19 protein-coding genes and 1 pseudogene are annotated in these 22,286 nt (G+C 58.8%); 2 read left to right on the forward strand and 18 right to left on the reverse strand.

Going from position 1 to position 22,286, the window contains the following annotated elements; translation table 11 throughout:
• Nucleotides 1-148: 148 nt before the first annotated feature.
• From QP978_RS02210 to eccCb, 14 genes are all read right to left on the reverse strand, one after another.
• Nucleotides 149-1,204, reverse strand: coding sequence for a hydroxymethylglutaryl-coenzyme A reductase family protein (locus QP978_RS02210; protein WP_284856796.1), 1,056 nt, complete (start codon nucleotides 1,202-1,204; stop codon nucleotides 149-151).
• Between the two features lie 93 nt (nucleotides 1,205-1,297).
• Nucleotides 1,298-2,383: a phosphomevalonate kinase gene (locus QP978_RS02215; RefSeq protein WP_070438132.1), complete on the reverse strand. Its 1,086-nt coding sequence runs from the start codon at nucleotides 2,381-2,383 to the stop codon at nucleotides 1,298-1,300.
• Between the two features lie 12 nt (nucleotides 2,384-2,395).
• Nucleotides 2,396-3,373, reverse strand: a complete 978-nt coding sequence (gene mvaD / locus QP978_RS02220; RefSeq protein WP_048731502.1) for a diphosphomevalonate decarboxylase — start codon at nucleotides 3,371-3,373, stop codon at nucleotides 2,396-2,398.
• Nucleotides 3,370-4,395 carry a mevalonate kinase gene (mvk, locus tag QP978_RS02225; protein WP_284856797.1) on the reverse strand — a complete coding sequence of 342 codons (1,026 nt, stop codon included), beginning with the start codon at nucleotides 4,393-4,395 and terminating at the stop codon, nucleotides 3,370-3,372. Before mvk ends, mvaD begins: the two co-directional genes overlap by 4 nt.
• Before the next feature lie 4 nt (nucleotides 4,396-4,399).
• Entirely contained in the window at nucleotides 4,400-5,056 is a 657-nt protein-coding gene (gene idi / locus QP978_RS02230; protein ID WP_016422095.1) for an isopentenyl-diphosphate Delta-isomerase, read from the reverse strand.
• Nucleotides 5,057-5,072: 16 nt separating this feature from the next.
• Entirely contained in the window at nucleotides 5,073-6,416 is a 1,344-nt protein-coding gene (gene glmM, locus QP978_RS02235; RefSeq protein WP_016422094.1) for a phosphoglucosamine mutase, read from the reverse strand.
• A 102-nt stretch (nucleotides 6,417-6,518) separates the two neighbouring features.
• Nucleotides 6,519-8,207: a VanW family protein gene (locus QP978_RS02240; protein WP_284856798.1), complete on the reverse strand. Its 1,689-nt coding sequence runs from the start codon at nucleotides 8,205-8,207 to the stop codon at nucleotides 6,519-6,521.
• 43 nt (nucleotides 8,208-8,250) lie between these two features.
• Entirely contained in the window at nucleotides 8,251-10,173 is a 1,923-nt protein-coding gene (locus QP978_RS02245) for an acyltransferase family protein (RefSeq protein ID WP_016422092.1), read from the reverse strand.
• A gap of 220 nt (nucleotides 10,174-10,393) precedes the next feature.
• Nucleotides 10,394-10,954: a 30S ribosomal protein S9 gene (gene rpsI, locus QP978_RS02250; protein WP_016422091.1), complete on the reverse strand. Its 561-nt coding sequence runs from the start codon at nucleotides 10,952-10,954 to the stop codon at nucleotides 10,394-10,396.
• Entirely contained in the window at nucleotides 10,951-11,394 is a 444-nt protein-coding gene (rplM, locus tag QP978_RS02255; RefSeq protein ID WP_005509852.1) for a 50S ribosomal protein L13, read from the reverse strand. Before rplM ends, rpsI begins: the two co-directional genes overlap by 4 nt.
• A 316-nt stretch (nucleotides 11,395-11,710) precedes the next feature.
• Complete coding sequence (locus QP978_RS02260; protein WP_016422090.1) at nucleotides 11,711-11,998, reverse strand: WXG100 family type VII secretion target; 288 nt, start codon at nucleotides 11,996-11,998, stop codon at nucleotides 11,711-11,713.
• Between the two features lie 73 nt (nucleotides 11,999-12,071).
• Nucleotides 12,072-12,398: a WXG100 family type VII secretion target gene (locus QP978_RS02265; RefSeq protein ID WP_005510029.1), complete on the reverse strand. Its 327-nt coding sequence runs from the start codon at nucleotides 12,396-12,398 to the stop codon at nucleotides 12,072-12,074.
• Nucleotides 12,399-12,599: 201 nt separating this feature from the next.
• A complete protein-coding gene (locus QP978_RS02270) occupies nucleotides 12,600-13,988 on the reverse strand; it encodes a type VII secretion-associated protein (protein ID WP_048731494.1) in 1,389 nt (462 codons plus the stop codon).
• Complete coding sequence (gene eccCb, locus QP978_RS02275) at nucleotides 13,988-16,465, reverse strand: type VII secretion protein EccCb (RefSeq protein WP_284856813.1); 2,478 nt, start codon at nucleotides 16,463-16,465, stop codon at nucleotides 13,988-13,990. Before eccCb ends, QP978_RS02270 begins: the two co-directional genes overlap by 1 nt.
• A 19-nt stretch (nucleotides 16,466-16,484) precedes the next feature.
• On the opposite strand from eccCb, the gene QP978_RS02280 reads away from it, so the two are divergent.
• Nucleotides 16,485-17,210, forward strand: a complete 726-nt coding sequence (locus QP978_RS02280; protein ID WP_053961699.1) for a TIGR02391 family protein — start codon at nucleotides 16,485-16,487, stop codon at nucleotides 17,208-17,210.
• 38 nt (nucleotides 17,211-17,248) lie between these two features.
• Here the strand turns inward: QP978_RS02280 and QP978_RS02285 are convergent, their stop codons facing one another.
• The 3 genes and pseudogenes from QP978_RS02285 to QP978_RS10830 form a co-directional block, all read right to left on the reverse strand.
• Nucleotides 17,249-18,721, reverse strand: coding sequence for a DUF8370 family protein (locus QP978_RS02285; RefSeq protein ID WP_053961700.1), 1,473 nt, complete (start codon nucleotides 18,719-18,721; stop codon nucleotides 17,249-17,251).
• A gap of 91 nt (nucleotides 18,722-18,812) precedes the next feature.
• A complete protein-coding gene (locus QP978_RS02290; protein WP_284856814.1) occupies nucleotides 18,813-19,922 on the reverse strand; it encodes an IS30 family transposase in 1,110 nt (369 codons plus the stop codon).
• A 93-nt stretch (nucleotides 19,923-20,015) separates the two neighbouring features.
• A pseudogene (locus QP978_RS10830) lies at nucleotides 20,016-20,501 on the reverse strand (transposase); the annotation flags it as partial.
• Between the two features lie 139 nt (nucleotides 20,502-20,640).
• Here QP978_RS10830 and QP978_RS02300 point away from each other — a divergent pair.
• Nucleotides 20,641-20,994, forward strand: coding sequence for a type IIL restriction-modification enzyme MmeI (locus QP978_RS02300; protein ID WP_016423158.1), 354 nt, complete (start codon nucleotides 20,641-20,643; stop codon nucleotides 20,992-20,994).
• Nucleotides 20,995-21,064: 70 nt separating this feature from the next.
• Here the strand turns inward: QP978_RS02300 and erm are convergent, their stop codons facing one another.
• Nucleotides 21,065-21,919: a 23S ribosomal RNA methyltransferase Erm gene (gene erm / locus QP978_RS02305; protein WP_016456425.1), complete on the reverse strand. Its 855-nt coding sequence runs from the start codon at nucleotides 21,917-21,919 to the stop codon at nucleotides 21,065-21,067.
• Between the last annotated feature and the right edge of the window lie 367 nt (nucleotides 21,920-22,286).

Below are 22,286 nucleotides of genomic sequence, written 5' to 3' on the forward strand. Positions count from 1 at the left end.
ATGTCATCAGAACGGCCATCAGAGCAGTCATCAGACCACGGGATATTTTGCCCACAAAATGTTAATTGCCTACTACAGAAATCTAGCGCGTTTACCTGAGATTTGTCTTAGGTTTTGCGAATTGTCGCAAACGACTATTCACAAACCACTACTTCGCACGCTCGATAGAAACGTGCGCCTCCATCAGCTCACCCGGGTTCGTCTGTGCCGCGAGCAGGGAAAGCTCACCACACCAGACGATTGCCGCGCAGCACGCTGCTAGACGACGGGCATTCTCGCCCGGCTCACGGTCCTCCTTGCAGCCCAGCGCTGTGAGATTCTTCTCCACGAAGCCCAAGCCCTTGCCGTTGCCCACGGAACCGACGATCAAATGTGGCAGGGTGCAGCTAAAGCGCACGGAGCCGTCGTCAAGCGCCTCTACCTGCGTCAGCCCCTGCGAGCCTTCGACGATATTCGCAGCGTCCTGACCGGTAGCGAGGTAAAAGCCCAGCAGCATATTGGCGTAGTGCGCATTACCGCTGCGCAGCGAACCGGCCATGATGGAGCCGACGAGGTTCTTGCGTTCGTTGAGCTCAGCCAGGCGCTTGGCAGTTGTGCGCAGACGCTCGCGGACAACCGGCTCCGGAATGACGGCCTCGGCGATCACGTACTTACCGCGGCCCAGAATGCCATTGACTGCGGAGGTCTTCTTATCGGTGCAGTAGTTGCCCGAGATCGAGCCATAGCCCAACTCTGGCATCTGTTCCATCAGGTAGGACATCAAACGCTCAGACGCCAGCGTGGCCATGTTGTGGCCCGAGGCGTCACCGGAGAAGAAGTCAAAGCGGACAAAGAGAAGACGCGATGCGATCTGGAAGTGAATATCTACCAGCTTGGCAAAACGCGAGGAGGACTCCACGACCTTCTTCAGCTCGTCATAACGAGACAGGATGTTGTCGCGCGCAATGACGGCATCAGCTGCCGAGTCGAGAGTGAAAATCACCGATCGGGTCATCTTCTCACCGACGAAAGTGCAGGTAATGCCACCTTCGATCATGCGGGAGACCTTCGCACCGCGACCACACGACGGCCACAGCGGGGTCTCGTAAGTCGCCAGCGGAATCTTCACCTCGTCATTCATGACGTTGCCACTAATGCGCACCGGACCAATCCAGCTCAGCGGTACGTGTGCATTTTCCAGGTCGTGCGAGCTCTTTTCAGCCATTGTCCTAAGCGACCCTTTCTAGCTGCATGCAGCTTCGGTTCCCAGCTTCTGTAAATTTCAGCTGTCTTAAATTCTACGGTCAAAAAACTGTGGTCAAAGTTGAGCGGCCAGCTTCAGCGGCAACGGCTGGATGCCAGCGGTTTGCCAGCGCGCGGTGATGTCCGCGGCAGTCTCCTCGGCATCGGCATCTTTTGAGACTCCCACCAGCGCGATTCCGCAGTCACCACCACCGGAGCCGCTGCTCTTGCCCGCGGCCCCCGCGCCATCGGCGATGTCGGCGAGCGCTTTCAGTTTCTCCGTCTCGATGCATACAGCACGCTCACGCTCATAGTCCTGCAGCAGCGTCCGATTCTCACGCAGGCAGGCAAACGCCGCCGTGTGGTCGCCGTCGGCAAGCGCCTGCCAGAGTCTTTCGCTTATCGACGAGACCCCGCGCACAAAATCACGGTCTGCGCCACCGGCCTTCTTCAACTGCGAGTCCGTCTTCACCGGACTGCCCGTCCAGCCGACCAACAGTTGTAGCCCACCGAGGTCGGTGCGGGCGTCAATGCGAAGATTCGGCCACGGTGCCGCCACGGCAGCGACAGGATCAGCCGCCACGAGCTCTGCGAGCGCCGTCGGATTCGGCCGGCGATAGAGCACCACCCCGCCGTGCGCGGAGCACGCGATATCGCCGCCGGAACCAGCTGCACCAGCCAGAAGCGTGGCCACCATCGCAATCTTGTACACGTCCAGTGAATCCAGCTCCAGACCCAGGTGCGTCCCCAGCGCACGAGTTACAGCCACAGCGACAGCCCCGGAGGATCCCAGGCCATACTTCGCACCACTGTCGGCGTCATCGAGGTCTGATTCAATGACGATATTTATGGGGCGCTCTGGGGTGTTTTCCAACTCGCCCGCAGCAATGCGATAGACCAGGGAAATCGTATGGGTAGCGATGTCATCTGGTGCATCGATATCAATGACGCGCCCCTGCGGGCCGTAATAGCTGGAGTACACGCGAGAGACCGGCTGCGATGGTTCGGCATCGCGGCACCGAACTGTCACATAGCGGTCGACTCCTGCGATGACGGCCAGCCCCTCGACATCCATCACCGCATACTCACCAGTGAGGTACAGCTTGCCGCAGCCACGGCCGATGGACTCGCCTTCGATAGGTCCGCCTTTAGCGTTGCTCAACTACTCCCCCAGCTACACCAGGTAAGCGCCGGGGCCGGAGCCGGAAACCAGCACGTCAATATCCTCGAACTCTGCGCGGAAACGATCCGCGATGGTCTCGGCATCGCCGCTGCGGCACAGCACCTTCACGTTCGGCCCGGCATCCATGGTGGCGTAGCACTCGGTGCCCTCGTCACGCAGCGTAGCGACGAGATCGAGAGCCGCCACCGAATCCGGATTCCAGTACCGCACCGGAGGAAGAGCCCCCAGCATAGTGGCGTGCATGCGCATGGCGTTGGCCTCGGCAAGCTCGCCGACCGCCGTGAAGTCCGCAGCGGCGATGGCGGCCTTCATGTCCTCGATATCGCGGGGCACCTGCTCCACCCAGGCCGGGAAGAACGGTGATGTCTCGACCGTGCGACGCATGGCGGCACGGCTGTCAATCTTCTTGCGCCCCGGGGCCAAAACCGCCACGACCAGGGAGAGGTCCAGGCCGGAATCCGGCAGAGCCACTGCGTGGCTGGAAGCATCGTCATCGCCGGGCAGCCACTCAACGAGGCCGCCGAAAATAGAGCGACAGGCCGAGCCCGAACCGCGACGGGCCAGAGCCGAGAGCTGTTCCGGGGTGTAGTCCAGGCCGTAGGCCTTCGCCGCGGCCAGCGCGAGAGCGCCAAAACCCGACGCGGACGAAGCCAGACCCGCACCCGTCGGAATCTCGTTGGTGCTGGTCACCTCTGCGAAGCTAGTGCTGCCCGCACGCTCGCGGACCAAATCCAAAAACTTCTGGACACGGGAGAGGTCCTTGCCCACCATCTCCTGGCCGTTCAGAGTGCCCGAGTCGGCGGTGACGCTGGGATCGTCGATAAGCGACACCGTGGTCGTCGTCGGAGCGATGCCCAGAGTAAGGGACAGCGAACCTGTGGCCGGTAGCTGCACGGCCTCATCGCGCTTGCCCCAGTATTTAATCAGGGCGATGTTGGGATGAGCGACGGCGGTAGCGGTCGTGGTCACGAGGGATTTACCTCCACAGTCCAAGTAGCAACGGCATTGGCGCCCATCATGGCATGGCTAATCAGTTCCGCGTGATCGGCGGACTCTGCCAGCGCCATCACACAGCCACCGCAACCGGCACCAGTGAGCTTTGCCCCGTGGGCACCTGCCAGTCGGGCGGCAGTGACGAGATCGGTGATGGACTCATGCCCAACACCTAGTTCCTCTAGCGCTTCCTGCGCCGAGTCCATGCGATGTCCCAGACGGGCAAAATCGCCCTTGGCCAGGTTGTGCACCGCGCCATCGGCCAGCTGCCCCAAGTGGTCCAGCAACTCTTGGCCGTGGACTCGGTGGGAATCGACGAAACCACGCACGCGGGCAACGGCCAGCGACGTCGAACCACGCACACCGGTATCCCCCAGCACTAGCCACATCTTCTTGGCCACCTTCAGCGGATGGAACTCACCCTGCTTGAAGTAAACCGGACGCGATGCGCGGGCAACCGTGGCATCCAGGCCAGAGGGGTTACCGTGCGCCAGACGCTCAGCTTCCTGCACCAGGTCAAAGCGCTGACGCTCGGTCAGAGTGCCATCGGCGAGGTCACGCACTGCGTCGATAAGCGCATGTGCCACTGCGGCAGAACCACCCAGCCCTGCAGCGGGTGGGATACCGGAGCGGAGACGAACCAGCAGGTCGCGTTCGGGAATACCGAAGGTGCGCAGGCCAGCGCGGAGTGCAGCGGCGATGGAGGCAAAGCGCTCCGGCAGCTCGTCGATGTCGATGACCTCGCCGTCCATGGAAAACAGGACGGGAGAATCCTCCACGCGGTCAATCCACGCCATCGTGCGCAGCGACGTCACCGGCAGTGCGATAGCCGGCTTGCCGTAGACGACAGAGTGCTCACCCAACAAAATCAACTTGGCATGGCCTTCACCGAATGCGGCACCCTGTTCATTGGCCAGGGCATAGAACTCCCCGGTCTCCAATTCCTCGGACTTGTCGAGGCCAAAGTCGTCGACGCTGGCGTTTTCTACGCTGGTCACGAAGCTACACATCCTTTTCCGAAACCGACTGCGCGGCAGCCTGCGCCTCCGCTGGGCCATGGATACCCGGCACACCCGCAATGTCGAAACCGTACTTGGAGAACTTCTCCGCCCCAACACCCCAGACGTGGTTAAACCACTCCGTCATCGGTTCGTTCGCGCGACGTTCTGCGAGCTCCTGCGGGGTCACGTACACCACTTCATCGACCTCATCGGGGTTGATATCCACCGACTTCGGATCGACGATGCCGGCGTACACGTGGTTGTACTCGTGCTCTGCCAATCCCGAACGATCATCGATGACCTGGTAGATAACAATGCCGATTTCCTCCAACTGGGAGACATCCGCACCGAGCTCTTCCTTCGCACGACGCTCAACGGCATCGGCCACCGGCTCCCCCGGCAGTGGGTGCGAGCAGGTCGCATTCGTCAGTAGCAGTGGTGAGTGATACTTCGACTCCGCACGGCGCTGCAGCAGCATGCGTCCCTGCTCATCGAAGAGGAAAAGAGAAAAAGCACGGTGCAAAATTCCCGGCGGAACGTGTGCTTCAAGCTTGCCGACGGTACCGAGAACCCGACCGTCACGATCGACCACCTCTACCTGGATGTCGGCTTCACCCGGGGCAAAGCGGGCTTTAATGTCCTCTGGCGCGTCATTCATTTCCACACTCCTGACTCTAGACTGCGGCCACAACCGCAGCTAACTCCCCGGCAATCTTGCGGGCCGATTCCGCATCGGCGGCCTCCACCATGACGCGGAAGAGCTCCTCGGTGCCGGACGGGCGCAACAGCACGCGACCGGTGGAACCCAGCTTCTCCTCGGCTGCATCGATGGCGGCCTTGACCTCATCAGACTCCAGAATTGCGGCCTTGTTGGACACCGGCACGTTGATAAGAGTCTGCGGCAGCACCTTCATTACGGAGGCCAGCTCAGCCAGAGACTTACCGGTGCGTGCCATCCGCGCCATGAGGTACAGACCGGTGAGGGTGCCGTCACCAGTGGTGGCGTGATCCGGAATGACCACATGCCCCGACTGCTCACCGCCGAGCGAGTAACCGCCGGCGTTCAAATCTGCCAGCACGTAGCGGTCGCCGACCTTGGTGGTACGCAGGGCGATATCGTTTTCCTCCATCGCCAGCTTGAGGCCGAGGTTACTCATCACAGTGGCCACCAGCGTGTTGTGGTGCAGTAGCCCCTCTTCCTTCATGGCGACGGCCAGGATGGCCATGATTTGGTCACCATCGACGATGTTGCCCTGCGAGTCCACAGCCAGGCAGCGGTCGGCATCGCCATCGTGAGCCAGACCCAGATCCGCGCCGTGCTCCAGCACTGCCGCGCGCAAAACCTCAATGTGGGTGGAACCGCAGTTGTCGTTGATGTTGTAGGAGTTCGGCTTGTCATGAATAGCGACGACGTCGGCACCGGCGGCCGCGTACGCCATGGGGGCGGCCTGCGAAGCAGCACCATTTGCACAATCCACTACGACGCGAATGCCGTCGAGCTTGGTGCTGACCGCACGGGAGAGGTGGAACAGGTAGCGGTCGAGCCCGTCTGGGGCCTCCTCGATGACACGCCCCACTCCGGTGCCCGTGGGGCCGGTCTCCGGCAGGTTGTGGAGAGCGTGTTCGATTTCCTTCTCCACCGCGTCGTCAAGCTTGGTGCCGCCCGCGGCGAAGAACTTGATGCCGTTGTCCGGCATGGGGTTGTGAGAAGCCGAAATCATCACACCCATGTCGGCACCGTAGTCGTCGGTGAGGAAAGCGACAGCCGGAGTGGGCAGCACGCCGACACGCAAAACGTCGACGCCCTGGGAAGCCATGCCGGCAGACAGCGCTGCGGCGAGCATCTCACCGGAGACACGCGGATCGCGGCCAACAATGGCCAGGGGACGACGCCCCGACGGATTCGTGCCGCTAGTCAGCACAGTGGCCGCAGCAGCACCCAGCCGCATTGCCAGCGGTGCGGTCAGAGTCTTATTCGCCAAACCGCGGACGCCATCAGTTCCGAAAAGACGTGCCATTGTTGCTAGACCACTCCTTGGGGGTTTTATGAGTTTTGGTATCGCGGACTATTGCATTGTCAATGCTGTATTACTTTAGCCGGTCGCGCAGGCGAATCCAGACTAGCCACAGGACACAATTGGCTGCGGGTCATAAACCGTAGTCTGAGTTTCACGCGAGATTTCCGCGCCCGAGAGGTCCCGAATAACGCGTGTATCAGAAGTGGTGAAGCCCTGCGCACCCGACGACGGCTGGCAAGAGCTGCCACTGACCTGCATACGCTGTGGTTGCGTGTATGCCCAACGGCCACCATTGATGGACTCGACGTTGACCTTCTTCACACCCTTGATGCGCACAGTGACGTCGGAACCAGTAGTAACGGCCTCGATAAGAATCGGAGTGTCGGAACTGTTCTTAAACGCTAGGTCGATTGCGCCCTCGTACACCGTCGCCTCACGGCCGGCCGGGTAACGCGAAATGTAGTAACTGTGCGGGGTGTGCGCGACATCCTCCATGCCCGCAAAGTACGAAGCATTGTACAAAGTGGTGGCGAACTGGCTAATGCCACCACCGACAGCCTTATCCGCATGGCCGTTGAGGATAATGCCCGACTCGACAAAACCCTGCGCAGTACCGCGCGGACCCGTGTAGCCGTTCAGACTGAATGTATCGCCCGGCGCCACGAATGCGCCGTTGACCATCTGCGACACCAGGGCAATGTTTGTTCCCGATGCCGAGCTGAAGCCACCGGTGGTGAACTCACCAATGACATCATCGAAGGTGGCACTTTCCGCTTGTTCGGTGGTGTAGGTGGCGGGCTTGTCCTCGTAGACCGCATCAAACTCGCGCTTATCCGTCGAAGTCACACGCTCGGCGAAGTCCTTCATAGTTTCATCCCACTTCACGGCTACGCCATCAACCGAGGGGACCACTTCACGCGAACCACCGCTGAAGCGTATCGACGCATTGCGCTTATCAACCTCGGAAGCAGCCAGCCCCTCCTCGAGGATCTCGCGTGCGCGGTCGACATTGATATCGGCAACCAATCCACCGTCGCGCGGCACAAAGCTGATGATTTCAGCCATGCGCTCCGGCGGAATTACACCATCTTTGCCATCACGGCCCTTGGCAACAATGGGGCCCGACACCGCATCGGCGGCCTCTCCCTCAGCTGCCTCACGGACCTGCTCCTCACCGATAGCCGGGTCGTGCGCGGTGGTCTCTACATCGATGCCCTCCGGCGACAACCACTTGGCGGCCAAATCCCCGCTGACCGCATTGCGGTCGACATCTTGGCCGATGACCGGTGGAGTTGTTTCCACGCGGCCGTCGACAAGCTTGACCTCACCATCGACGGGAGCAATAGTCAGTTCGCCGACGAGACGGTCGACCTGCGGCTCGAACTTAGAGTTATCGATATCGCTGACCAAATCCAGCTCACGGGTAGTAAAGAAACTGCGCACCCAGGTAACTGGGTTTGCCGTCTGCTTGCCCGCCTGCGCGACCGTCTTCTCCCAGTCGATGCTCAGCCCCGCCTCCTCGGGCAGAACCTCCGCCGTGCGTTCGCCGGCACGCAACGCCACTGGGTGAGTGGAAAGATCACCGAGCTGCTCTTCGAGCTTCGCCTCAGCGTGATTCGCGCTCAGCGTGCTGATGTCAATCCCCGCAACGGTAGACCCGCGCGGGACATGGTCCTTGTTCAGCACGTAATCGACAGCGTAAAACACACCGAAGAGCGCGAAGATACCGAGGACGATGCCGAGGAAAATCTTTAATCCACGGTGACTGGAGGAAGACTTTTGTTTGGCCACAGCCACTTACTTTACCGTGGAAACACTACTAACTAGATTTTTATTAGATTCCGCAGGTGTCCGGAATGCGTTTCTTGTTCTTCGCATACTGCTGGAAAGCATCGACCACGGCATTGGCATAGACCTCGGCGCCATCCGGGGTCGGGTGGATAAGGTCCGCGCGCAGCTTGGACAAATCATCACGCACACCATGGCACCAGTCAGCCACATAGACATTGTCGCGCTTCTTTGCCGCGTCGAGGACTTCCCTCTCCGACTGCGGCATCCACACACGATCACCGTACGGGTTGATTAGGACAATGATGCGGTCTTCACCCAGCGAATCGAGGATCTCATCCAACAGGTGTTCGTCCGATGCCGCAGCCGACTGATTGATACCAAGGCCCAGCACGACGAATGGATCGAGCGTACCCGCCGCCTTCATACTCGCGATGATCTCCGGGGCGGCCGGATAACCACGGGAAACAGCCGCATCGATATAGATACCGGGCAGCTTCTCTTCCAACGCCGACGCCGAGGCGAGCATCACAGAGTCGCCGATAGCGGTGATCTGGTCACCACGCGGCATAACACGCTTGGCCAACTCGGCTTCCTCCGCCTTTTGTGCCTGTGCACGGCGCTCAGCTGCCTCCTGTAGCTGTGCCTCCAAACGCGTCATCTTCGGCGCCGTAGCCATTCCCACAACTGCACCAACCACGACGACCAGCGCCAGCCCTGCTGCAACGCGCGGCTTCCAGGAACCGGCAAACTGCGTGCCCGAAAACTGCAACATCCAACGGCGGTAACCCATCCGGCGAATTGGCGATTCCACATTCTTGTACGACCAGTTCGCCAAAAGCAGCGATAGCGCGATGCCTGCGAAGGCAGCGAGGTTCTCATACTGCATGGCCTCATTGCGCTCCAGCAGTTCGCGGATGAGCACGATGACCGGCCAGTGCCACAGGTACAGCGAGAAGGAAATCTTTCCCAGCCAGCACAGTGGCTTGAACTCAAAAATCTGACGCACGGGTGAGACACCGCGAACGACAAGATAGAGAATCGCCGCCGACAGCAACGAGGCGAACACCAACCCACCGCGGTAAGTCGCCGACGCGGTATCCGACATCATCAGCAGAACCAACGAAAGGAAGATCAGCGGCAGCGAGGCCACTACGAAAGCCTGGGCGGAACTGCCAAAGAAGTCCCGCAGGAGGGGTTCCGTGCGTGGCCAGGAGTCCGCCTCTGCGCGTGACGACGTCGATGTCAACCACAATGCGAGGGCCGCGCCAAACAGGAGACCAAAGGCGTGAGTATCGGTACCGTAGTAGACCCTCGTGGGGTCGACCTTCGGATCGTAGAGCGAGACCATCCACACGAAAGAAGCAACCGCCCCAATGCCCGCCACTGCTGCCAGCTTGCGAGATGCCAGCTTCAAGGCGAGAAGAGCCACAAAGATCAATGGCCAGAGCAAGTAGAACTGCTCCTCCACCGACAGTGACCAGTAGTGCGCTAACAGCTGCACTCCGGAATCCGCGAAATAGGACTGAGAGCCCGCAATCTGCGTCCAGTTATTGACGAAAAAGACCGTGCCGAGAAACTGCGTCGACAAGCCAACAGCGGGATCCCCGCCGACCAGACCTGCGACGGCGATGGAAATAAACAACACGAACATCGCAGCCGGAGCGATGCGGCGCAGTCGACGGAGCCAGAAATCTTTTAGATCGATGCGCCCAGTGACCGCGCGTTCGCGCACCAGAAGCGAGGTGATAAGAAATCCGGAGAGCACGAAGAAGATATCCACACCGATGTAGCCACCGGGCAGCACATTATCGAAGTAGTGGTAGATCACCACTGTGGCAACGGCCAGACCGCGCAGCCCATCAATGCCTGGTACGCGTCGAATGCGGAAGGGATGCTTCGCCACCGACGACGAGCTAGAGGAGCTCTTCGCGTCGGAGGTCTTGGTGGCTGTGGTGCTCACCGCCATACGATTTCCTTCTTCCCATCGCACTGCAATCGCACTTTCATCGCACTGCAATCGCACCGCGATAAACGATTCTCGTGGCAATTTTTAACGGATAAAAGTCTAACGTACGGGGCTTGTCTCAAAAATGCAGCCATGCCTGGTCACGGCGGACTTTAACCCAAAAAAGCACCTCGGCTTGCGTGTAATACGCAAACTGAGGTGCTTTTCGAAGCAGTAAAGCTTAACGCTTGGAGTACTGCGGTGCGCGACGGGCCTTGTGCAGACCAGCCTTCTTGCGCTCGACAGCACGAGCGTCGCGGGTGAGGAAGCCAGCCTTCTTGAGAACGCTGCGCTCCTCCGGGTTGAACTCGTTCAGGGCACGAGCAATAGCCAGGCGCAGAGCACCGGCCTGACCGGACGGGCCACCACCGTTGATGTTGGCCTTGATGTCGAACTGGCTCTCGCGCTCGACCAGGACCAGCGGATCCTTGATCTCCTGCTGGTGCAGCTTGTTCGGGAAGTAATCCTCGAGCTCGCGGCCGTTGCAGACAATCTTGCCGGAACCAGCGGTCAGAACGACGCGGGCGACAGCGCGCTTACGACGACCGACAGTCTGAATCGGACGATCCAGGGTCAGCGGTGCAGCCGGAGCAGCCTCAGCCTCGGTCTCGGTAGCAACTGCGTCGCCGATGGAAGAGGTGAACTCTTCAGTGGCAGCAGCAGCGGCAGCCTGAACATCATCGTAGGAAGCCTCGGTGGCCTCTACGTTCTGGTTCTCATTGACGTCCTGTGGGTTGGTCACTGTGCCACCGCCTTGATCTCGTAGTTTTCAGGCTTCTGACCGGCGAACGGGTGCTCGGAACCGGCGAAGACGTGCAGCTTCTTGATGGACGCACGCGAAAGCTTGTTGTGCGGCATCATGCCCTCAATAGCCTCAGCGATAACACGCTCCGGGTGAACCTCGAGGGAACGACCCAGGGTCATCGACTTCAGGCCGCCCGGGAAGCCCGAGTGGCGGTAGCGCATCTCACGTTCCCGCTTGTTCGAGGAGACGTGCACCTTATCGGCGTTGATGATGATGACGTGGTCACCGCAGTCGACGTTAGGGGCGAAGTAAGCCTTGCCCTTACCGCGCAGCAAGTCTGCGGCGTGAGTAGCCAGACGGCCGAGAACAACGTCGGTAGCGTCGATGACGTACCACTTGCGCTCGATGTCACCGTCCTTCGGATGGAAAGTAGACAACATGACTCCTTTTAGGGTCCGTGTAGATTTGCCAGCCACTGTGCACACTGTTGTTATTCCCCGGCGGCCGGTGGAGACCCGAGGCAACATTCACGTGTGCGCACACAGTTTGCCTACTCTACCTTGAGATGGCACTAGAGCAAAAAATGCCAAAGCCAGTCTCAGCCGCAAACTGCTGAGACTGGCCTTTCCCCCTGGAGTGCTGCTAGCAAGAATACTTCAAAGGCAGATACCTAACTGAAGATCTCAATTGAGCAATGTCCTCCCCTCCCCCGGTTACATAGCTCAATCAAAAGTGCCTCAATCAGGAACCAAGCTATCCCCAGCTAGCTGCCGCGCGGCGGTTAATATCCGCCATTCGCTGGCTACCTGCGCTGACCGTATCCGCGATAGTCGTGAGAATCATATTGAGCTCCTCCGCTGCTGTGTCCCATTCACGCTGAGCCTCCTGGTAAGAATCCGAAGAGTCACCCTCCCACGTAGAGACCATCGGCGCGATGCGCTTCTTCAAATCTCCGAGCAGCCCGTTGATGGTGCCAGAAGTGGACCGAATGTCATCGGCAGCACCGTCGATGCCGCCAAAACTGTACCTAATTGGTTGCATTAAGAACCCTTTCCCCAAAAGGTGATGTGTGTTGTGTGATTCAGTGTTGTGGTTGTGCGATTCGATAAAACGTTTAGAGGTTCAGCAACGACGCACCCGCTGCTGCCACCTGCTTGAACGACGACGCCCCCTCGTCCTCGCCCGCATCGAAGCTGCTGGAATTTGCGCGGATGTTATCCGCGATATCCGTCAGCGCATTGGATAGACGCATAGCTGCGTCATCCCAACGAAGCATCAGATCATCGAAGCTGTCTTTAGCCTGGCCCTTCCATTCCCCCGCCAGACCGTCCACGACGCCTCGAATGCGCCCCAGCTCGCCCTGTACTTCCGAGTTGACGCCATCGACGTCCCCCGCGGTAGTGGTCATTTGATCTGATTCGGCTGCAAATAGGTTTGCCACTGTTTCCCCCTTATTCGTGTTGAGTGACTGATTAACGACGGCATTTTTACCTCCCCGCGCGAGCCAGCCAGCTTCCCGCGTTAAAAACCCGTCATATTGTTTGGCGCGAAAACCCCGATTCGGTTCCATTTTGGTTTTCCAACCTTTACCCCTGCCTACCCCCGCCCATCCCCCAGTCACTTTCTCTACGCCCCTCGCGTATTACGGCACCGGCCGAGCGCTTACTACTGCCTGGTCGCATACGGGTCGTACCGGCGCAATAGTCCTTCCTCTGAACTGGCACCCCACACTGACTTGAGTTCCGTCCATCACTTTGTGATGCCAGAGCACTATCGAATTACCTGACGGCAGCCGCTCCTCTACGACTACGACATCGGTGCCCAGTACTTGTCTGCGTTCCGGCGCGGACTTTGTCTCATCCCCGGCAACGGAGCTGCTCAAAGCGGCGGCTAGATGTTCAAGCGCCATGTCCTGCGAAAGCGGGCTAGCGAGCACCAAGACGCGCATATCTCCGCCATCCACCGCAATCAGACGGTCTAACGGACTTGCCGAGTCAAGCTCCCACCCGCCGGGAAACCGAGCTTCCACGCCCGCATTGGTCAGTTTGACTACGGGAGCAGAATCGGGACCTGGTTTCGATGTGGATGGAGGCGTCGTTACAGGAGGCGTAGTTACAGGAGGAGCCTGTGCGTGCGATGTCTCACGCTGCTTCTGTCTCCCTTCGTTCTCCCTAACTATGCCGCCACTAATGAGCCATGCAGCAATCCCAACAATCAGAACCACCACCGTCAACAAACCAACGGCAGCTACTGACACAACTGTGCTTTGATTCGACGCTGAGCTGACTTCTGCCCTGGCTGCAGGACGCCGCCCCGCGAAATCCTCCGACGGCTCCACTTCACCGGCTTCAGCGTCGCCGATGTTTTTCAACCAGGCCGGATTTACGCACTCCCCGAGCCGCGATGCTGGGCAGTCGAAGACTAAAAATCCACGGTCGCGCAGACGATCGACTAGTAGAGCTCGCCGCGGGTTCGCTAGCCCGGGTGGAACTTCGCCGACGATGAACTCAATATCCTCCTGCCAGCGGGGCGGATACTCAGTGATACCGCGCCCACCACTAACTTCCACATCATCGGGTATCCCCTGGGGCGCATCCGGATACATGGTCAGCTGATAAGCCAGCGCAATGACTGTTTCCACCAATGGTGCGCTGTCGTTCGCTCCGACCAAATGTGTCATCCGACTGGCAATGTGGCCCCCGCTCAGACGAGTGACACAGACACGCGTTTCCTCTACTTCCACCAACACGCTATGAGACACAGTTGCCTCATCGAGTTCCACAACGGCGTCGGCAAGCGTCAGGATGTACGGATTGAGTTCGGTAGCCAATAGCGCGGAGGCCAGCCGGCACTGTCGCACAGCACCCCAATAGCTGGGCACAATGACTGTTTGCATGCTCTCGAGAAGCGGTCTAGGGCCATGCACCGCCAGTTCTGCGGTGTCTGCAGGTGCCGCGAGTCCCCACAGGTGCCAGGTGCCGTGGCGCAGCGTCGGGGTCTGGGTGGTGGAAGAAGATTCGACCCGAATCATCAACTGTCCTCCTGGTCACCAGCGGTATCCAACCAACCCAACTGCACAATCTGTGGACTCTGGCCGTGCGCCACCCAATAGCCACGGCCCGGCGGCTGCTCGCAGGGCTTTACGCCGAGGATGGGGCCGTCGTCGCGTGTGCCGTCCATAACAAAGACGCTGGCACCCTGGTCCTTAACCGCACCCATGACCGGGTCGTGGAGGGACCGCAACGCCCCGCTGATTCGACGGGCAAAAAAGATATTGAGCCCAATGTCGGCGGCGTGAGCGATGATTTCTGCCAGCGGCTGCAAGGGGTTACCCCGCGAGCCGGCCACGAGGTCATAGTCGTCCACGATGACATTGATGGTTGGACCACTCCACCAATTTCGGGCCTTCAACTGCGCTGGGGTGATATCCGGTTGCGGGAGACGAGCCTTCAGTACCTCTGCCAGCTCTGCCAGCATGGGTGTCGCCACCGCAGCCGAGCCCGCATAACCGGCCAGCCGCTCTTGGGGCACGGCCTCCATTAGCCCACGGCGGTAGTCAATTACGACGAATTTCGAGTCCGACTGCGAGTACCGCAACTGGTGAACGATGCCCCTCAACGCGGCGGTTCTGCCACTGCCTGCCGAACCGAATATCAGTAGGTGACGATCCTTATCTGGGTGGAATATCACCGCGCCCAGACCGGCTTCTTCGAGCCCCACTGCAATCGCACCTCTCGCAGCGGCCGCTGGTCGCGGCAAACGCGCAATATCAATCCGCCGTGGCAACAACTGGAGCTTTGGTGCCTGCTCACCGTGCGGCGCTGTCTCTGCAATCCGCTTAGTGTCTGCAGCGCCGGTGAGAGCTACCAGCATCGCAAACCCGCCCGGCGCGACTCCGCGTCCTGGGCTCTCCGGCACCAGCTCCGCTGCCTTGCGGTCAATCATTGAATCCATCGACTCCGCCTGCCGCAGCTCAATCCGAGTACCAATCAGGTCGCGAACGGCAGGTCTCATGTCCGTCCAGCGATAGGCCGTGAGCAGGACATGAATTCCCACCGCCAATCCATCTGCAACCAGCGCCTGCACATCGTCGCTCAGCGCCGGAAACTCCGTTTTGAACGCACCCCAGCCGTCAATGACCAACACCGAATCCGGCTGTCCTGCCGCCCGTGCTGCTTCCGGAGAGAGCCATCCATTAGTGCGGAAGAGCTGTTCCCGACGACTTACCTCACGACGCAAAAAACCAATCGTACGGCGAATAAGCTCCTCGTCTCCGCGGTGTGCAACCGACGCGACATGCGGCAACTCAGCCAGGTCGCTCAAGCCGCCCGCACCACAGTCGACGATATAAAAATGCAGGTCACGGGCGCTGATGCCGTCGGCTAGCGCGAGGATCGCTGTGCGTGCGGCAGTGGTCTTTCCTGACCGCGGCGCTCCGACGATTGCCACGTGCCCACCGGTCGTGCGCAGGTCAATACGCAGTGGGTCCTGACGCTGAAACAGCGGCTTGTCCACCAGCCCAATCACACCGGTCAATCGCTGTCGCGGCAGCTGCTCGTCGGGCTGAAGCTCGATGGCCTCCGGCAATGGTGGCAGCCACACCCGATGCGCACGTGTCGATACGTGCGACACCGCTGCCACCACGGCACCGAGCACCGTCTGCTCCGATGTCTGCGCAGGCGGATCGGCCATTCCACCATCGCTTGACGACGCACCGAAAGCCTCCCGCGTCCAGTTTTCAGCGGTAAATTCAGCGACAGCTACGGCCTGGCCCTGCAGCCCCTGCTCTGCCCCAGCCGTCGCACCGTCAATAGGCTGCGGACGGACCACCGGGCCGGAAACATACGCCGACCGAAACCGCACCGGCTCGGCGGCAGCAGATTTGATATATCCAATGCCCGGGATGGCCGGCAGATGATAGGCGTCCGGAACGCCCAGCACGCTGCGGGACTCCGCGACGGAAAAGGTCTTCAACCCAATACGATAGGAAAGATGGCTTTCCAACCCGCGCAAGCGGCCTTCCTCCAGACGCTGACTGGCCAGCAGCAAATGCATGTGCAAACTGCGCCCCAACCGACCAATCGCAACGAAGAGCTCAGCAAACTCCGGGCGTGCGGAGAGCAGCTCTGAAAACTCATCCACCACAATCAGCAACGCGGGCATGGGTGGCGCATCTATCTGCCCAGCGCGCCGGGCTTGCTCATAATCGCTGACACCGGCGAAATTCCCTGCAGCGCGCAGCTGCTCTTGGCGCCGCGTCATCTCACCGCGCAGTGCGTCTTCCATGCGGTTGACCAGGATAAGCTCCTGCTCCAAGTTGGTAATCACCGCCGAGACATGAGGCAATTGATCCAGTCCCAGAAACGTCGCCCCGCCTTTGAAGTCCACCAGCACAAAGTTCAACTGATCCGGGCTGTGCGTAGCTGCGAGCCCTACCACGGTCGTTCGGAGGAATTCCGACTTACTTGAACACGGGTAGTGAGTACGATAGAATTCTGAATAGAGCAGTTAATATACTGTTGAAACCATGAATCAGGCATTGACGCATGCAGAAATCCGGAACCTCCCAATTCGAGACCTAGCTCTCCGTTTGTTGGAACAGATGGAGCATCAGCCAAACTTCAACAGTTATATCCAGGGGATGAAAGCTGATATTCCATACGGCCAAAACCCTCCGCACGATTTGAGGCATCTTCAGGAGCGGATCTCGGACGCTTGGGCTTGGCTCGAATCACACGCATTGATTGGCCCCTCAATCAGACAACCCTTAACTGGAAACTGGCAACGCCTAACCGAACGCGGTTTGGAAATTAAGAATGACCCGACACGCGTTTCCAAAATGTGGGCTGATGAGAAGCTTGGCGGAGATCTAGACGCGACTTTAGATCCTTCCCGAACCAATTTCGCCCTAGGGGACTATGAGACTGCCGCGTTCGCCGCTATGAAAGCAGTGGAAGTGGCAGTTCGCAATACCGCCGGCTACTCCAACGAGAACATAGGAGTGAAACTAATGCGTAAGGCTTTCAAACCCGGAGCTGGTCCTCTTTGCGATGAGTCTGCAGAACCTGCAGAACAGCAGGCCATGGCGGACCTTTTCGCGGGAGCTATTGGCGCATTCAAAAACCCCGCTAGCCATCGCACGGTAAAATTTGAAGACCCGGTCGAAGCTGCGGAAATAATCCAATTGGCCGACCTTCTAATACGCATTGTTGCCCGGACACGTTCATTTGAACCCGATTCTGACGCATCATAAAACCGTCAGACCGAAAACAGTTACCGACACTGGACATACTATAGTTTTGATGCAGAAGTTTTTGGCCGGGCATCGATAGTAAGAAATCTGTACCGCGTCGCCCCCTTATTGAGGGCTTTTACTCGTTGCGGTAATTCCCCAACTCGTTTCTCAGAGCTTGTTGAATCCCGGTACCTGATCGCTACGAACCACCCTTCCGAAGCTTCATCAGAAACTAAATAACTGGGCAACTGTGCCTCTAGCCCGTTCCAGAACTTCCCGTTATGAACCTTCTTAACCTCAATCAGTAATTTAACGCCGGTGCCGCATGACAACTTGAAGTCAACGGGCCCGCGCCCTAACTCGACTTCTCGATCTACCTCTACGCTGTGCTGTGCGAGGTAGTGTCGAGCCATACCAAGAAATGCCAGTTGAACCGCCCCTTCGCGCTTTTCGGTCCCATCTTCGTTCCACAACAGTTCCCAACCTCGCTGCTGTTCGATAAATAACTTGAATTTGGTAAGGATGTGAGAGACTAAATCCGAAAGCTCATCCTGGTTCATAGGCGGTCGCCGTCCAACCTTTATCGGATTCGCCGTGGCAAAGTCGACGGGTGGCCCATCAAAATGAGCTACCCCCAACGGATCGCCACTGAAGTCGTACCCGTCAAGGTCGCCACGACAGGCCTGACTCTCTATCCAGCGGCGCACACGGTCTGGATTTCTCCGCGCAATCTGTACGAGATCTGATTTCGAAACCCGTTGACCAATTTCAATGTTTAACTCGGCACGCAAATCAGCATTCAAGTTGGAGTCAAACCAATCCTCAGCATTGAGAGTAGGTAACTCGTTTAAGAACCTCTGCGGAACCAGGATAACGGGGCTTCCATCAACAGGGTTTGTCGGAAGCAAAACTCGTTCAGAGACCCATCGTTGAACAGACAAATCAACTCGAGAATTCCTTACCTTATGATTCTGCAATGGAATATCGTGACGTAGACATACGCGTTGCGTATAGTCGATAAACCGGTGTTTCAGGACATTGCAGGTAGCATCCGAAATTCGATCTGCCCCGAAGCGTTCACTGAGGATGCCTAGTTCTTCAATATGCTCGGGTTTTTCCAATCCGGCGTCGATGGCTATTGCTATCGCATCGGTCAATGTTCTTGCGAAGCCACGGCCGGACCCCGAACCTGCGGTCCCAGCCACGGTATAACCCAAACAAAACTCAGACGGTTCTGGAAAAGTGAGCAGCTTCTGCGCAATCACTGCGCTGTTCGATCTAGGAGATGTACTTTTGGCAACCAATGGGTAGCAGAAAGAAAAATGATTCACGAGCTCTGCATGTGCGTCTTTCCAATACTGACCTGATTGAAGCAACATGACAGGGTCAATAAACAACGGCGTGTCTATCGACAAGTCGGGGTCGAACCAATCTTCCTCGTTAGTGCGTTCCACATCGAAAATCTCAGAGAAACGCACGATACCAACACTCCCACCTAGAATCGCCAAAGCTTCAATTAAAGGTACCACGAAACACCACCCCCGATTACGCTACCGGCCACCGATGGTCCACATAATCCATCTGAACTTGATTAGCAGAACACGGGTAGTGGGGGCGGGATCAAGCGGTTAATGCGCCACGATTGAATATTTGCTGGAGTATCTCACGTGGGGTTGCTCCGCCGAGGACTTGTCGTGGTGTGTCGTTGAGTTCGTCTTGCACCCAGGCGACGTGCTCGGGGGTTACTTCGGCGAAGTCGGTGCCTTTCTTGTAGAACCGGCGGCGGATCTCACCGTTGGTGTTCTCGTTGGTCGGCCGCTGCCACGGCGCGTGCGGATCGCAAAAGTACACCTCGCAGCCGTCTTTGATGCGCACACGTGCGGTTTCAGCCATTTCCACGCCTTGATCCCAGGTGATGGTCTTGAGCTGTTCAGCGTTGAGGTCTTTGACCATCTGCTGGATCGTTGCAATCACCGTCATCGATGTGTGTTCGGTGGGCAGATGACCAAGCAGGGTGTAGCGGCTGGTGCGCTCCACCAGGGTAATCCGCGCGCTTTTGCCGCCGGTGCCGATAACAAGATCGCCTTCCCAGTGCCCGGGGATTGCCCGGTCGTCAGCCTCTGGGCTGCGCTTGGTGATTTCAGCACCTTTGATCCACGGCTTACCCGTTAACACACCGGCATTACGGGGCCGGGCTTTTCGCCGCTTGCCGCCACGGATGAGCACATCTTGGGTCTTCATCACCGCTTCAAGCTCGGCGCGCAAGCTGCCTTTGCCCTGGATGTACAAGGCACTGTAGATCGCTTCGTGGGAAATACGCATGCTTTCATCATCGGCGAAAGCATGCTGAAGCCACACACTGATGCGCCCGGGCGACCACCGGCGGGCAAGACACGTCACCACCACAGCACGAAGTGCCGGGTTGTCGTCGAGCTTGCGCACCTTCGGCCGATGCGCACGCGCCTTAGCGCCCAGGCCGGCTTGCCGGGCGTTGTAGTACACCGTGGCCTCACCGTCTTCGCCGGGAACTTCCCACCCGTTGCGGGCGATTTCCCGGCTGATCACGCTATGGTGGCGCCCCAGAAGTGCTCCGATCTGTCTGGCTGACATTCCCTGGTTGCACCCATGTTGGATCGTCAGGCGGTCTTCATACGACAGTCGGACTCCGCGGCCGACTTTCACACGGTCCTCGGCATAGTCGGCAGGCGCGTGACCTGCCTGTGTTTTCATTGGTGCTGGCACGGAATCAACTTTGCTGTGTGCAGGTGGTTTTACCGTGCAAGCCTCCGGCGTGTCCGCGCGCTGTGACGCATCACGGTTTCCGCCCGCCTTCTCCTGGCGTGCTTGCTGCACCCAGCGATACACCGAATTCGCAGACCGGTCGAACGCCGCCGCAACCTTGTCAACCGGCTCACCAGCCAGCACCCGTGCGACCGCGTCAGCTTTCTGCTGCGGGGTGATGCGGGGCTTTTGCTGCAGTTCGGTGAGCACACCGACTTTCGCCAACCGCTGGTACAACGCCCCTGGTGACATGCCTAACGTCGCAGCCGCATCCGGTACCGACATACCTGAAGCCACCAGCGCCACCGCCTCGTTGATGAGCTGGTCGCGTGCACGTGCCAACGCCTTCTTCGGTGGGAGTGCGCCTGCTTGCTTGACCCATTCATAAACCGTGGCCTCTGCCACACCGGCCTCACGAGCAATCTCGCCGACATCATCGCCTGCAACAAGCCGCGCCACAGAAGTAGCCTTCACATCTTTCGGAGTCCAACGACCAGCCACAACAACCTCCAAGTCGAGGTGGCGCATTCACCCACTGACAACTCCATGTATCCCCACTATCTATTTTTTCCGTTTTTCGGAGTACATCGGGAGCTACAACTGCGGACCAGCTCTGTGTGAACTAGATGAGAAGGCGCAGCAGCGAATCATCGACGCTGGACAGTTGGTGCTGCGGGCACGCGAGCGGCACCCCCAGCGGTCACTCGCGGAGCACTACAACCCGTTATCGATGGACCCAATTCTGCTCAAGGCCCACAACAACTTGGACCGGGAAGTCGATAAGGCTTTCGATGTGGCACGCAAACTCACCAACGAGCGCCAGCGCCAGGAGCTACTGTTCGCCAGCTACGGGGAGTTGGCGAGGGGCTATGTCTCCTCGCTTTCATCAAAATCGAAACCACCAGCAGGGTCGTTCCCCGTGCGGGTGATTTTGATCGGTCCCGCTGCTGGGTGTAGAACCCTGTCGCTGGCAACGCCGGGAACTATGACTGTGCCCGACGAGAACACGTCACTGCCATAACGCGGCTCACGGTAGACGAACATGGGTCGTTCACTACTACTGGTGGATTTCGGTTTTGGTGGTGGGGGGATTACCGCCGCCGGCCTCGATTTTTCCGTTGAGGAGGGCGTTGACTACTTCCCGATTGTGAAATGGGCCGATGGCGCGGTGAAGAGGAACCAGTCACCTGGAAGAGATCGATCCAGTCGCTGGTGTGCAATCTGGGAGGTAGGGTTGCGGGGTCGATTCCTCGCGAGCGCAACCATGATTGTGTCTCTGAACGTGATGAAAACAACCCTGCCCTTCGGAGAATTTCCCCTATCCCGCGTCCCCGGGCGGTGAAAACGGTGTGCACCATCGCCTGAAAGGCTTTGCGTTGCTCTATCGGGATCTTCGGGTCACCCACCCGGCGGATCACTAAGATCCCCCCGTCAACGTTTGGCTGTGGCCGGAAAGCAGACCTTGGTACTCGGGAACCAAGGTGAAACGTGAACCATGGGGACCACTGAGCTGTCATCATCGTGCTTGCACCTACCCCGGCCCGGCGGCGAGCGACTTCCCACTGCATGAGGAGTACAGCGGCAGTCCATGCCGGCGCATGCAACAACTTTCGAAGAATGGCAGTGGTGAGGTGAAAGGGAATGTTTCCCACAATGACGCAGGGAGTGGCGGGTAACGGGAAGTTGAGGAAATCATCATGGACCACTTCGACCGACGCCGAGGCGGTCTTTTTTGTGAGTTTGGCAGCTAGTTTTGCGTCTACCTCAACTGCCGTTATTGCCCTCCCCAAGTGGGATATCGGGTGAGTGAGGGCACCGCTTCCTGGCCCGATCTCAATGATGGGGCCGGAGGTTTGTTTTACAAGATCGACGATGGAGTTGATGATCTTGTGGTCTGTGAGAAAATTTTGGCCATGTTCGTGACGGCCGTATCCGTATGTAGACATCAGGTGTGCTCCGTGGAGTTGAAACGGAGCCGGGCATGGCAAATGGCCGCCCGGCTAAAGGACCGGAGCGGTTTCTAACCTGCGGGAGGGAGAAAACCGCCTTAGCGGCTGGTGAGCGGCCGCATGAAAACGGAACCTGAAATCAACATGGGCCTATCGTATCCAATTAATTTCGCAGGGTCCAATACGGTGAGAAAGAAGACAACCGCACCGCAACAGTGCAAGACCTCTCTGGATTGGAATTTAATTGAACATGGGTTTGGGGTACGACGCGCCCTACTCGGAGTGGCACGGACACTACGGCTGCGCGCCCACACACAACAGTAAAGAGCTCGGCAATGCACAGACACGTAACGAGAGCGCCACA

The organism is Corynebacterium sp. MSK035, from assembly GCF_030232615.1.
Taxonomy (GTDB): Bacteria; Actinomycetota; Actinomycetes; order Mycobacteriales; family Mycobacteriaceae; genus Corynebacterium; species Corynebacterium jeikeium_D.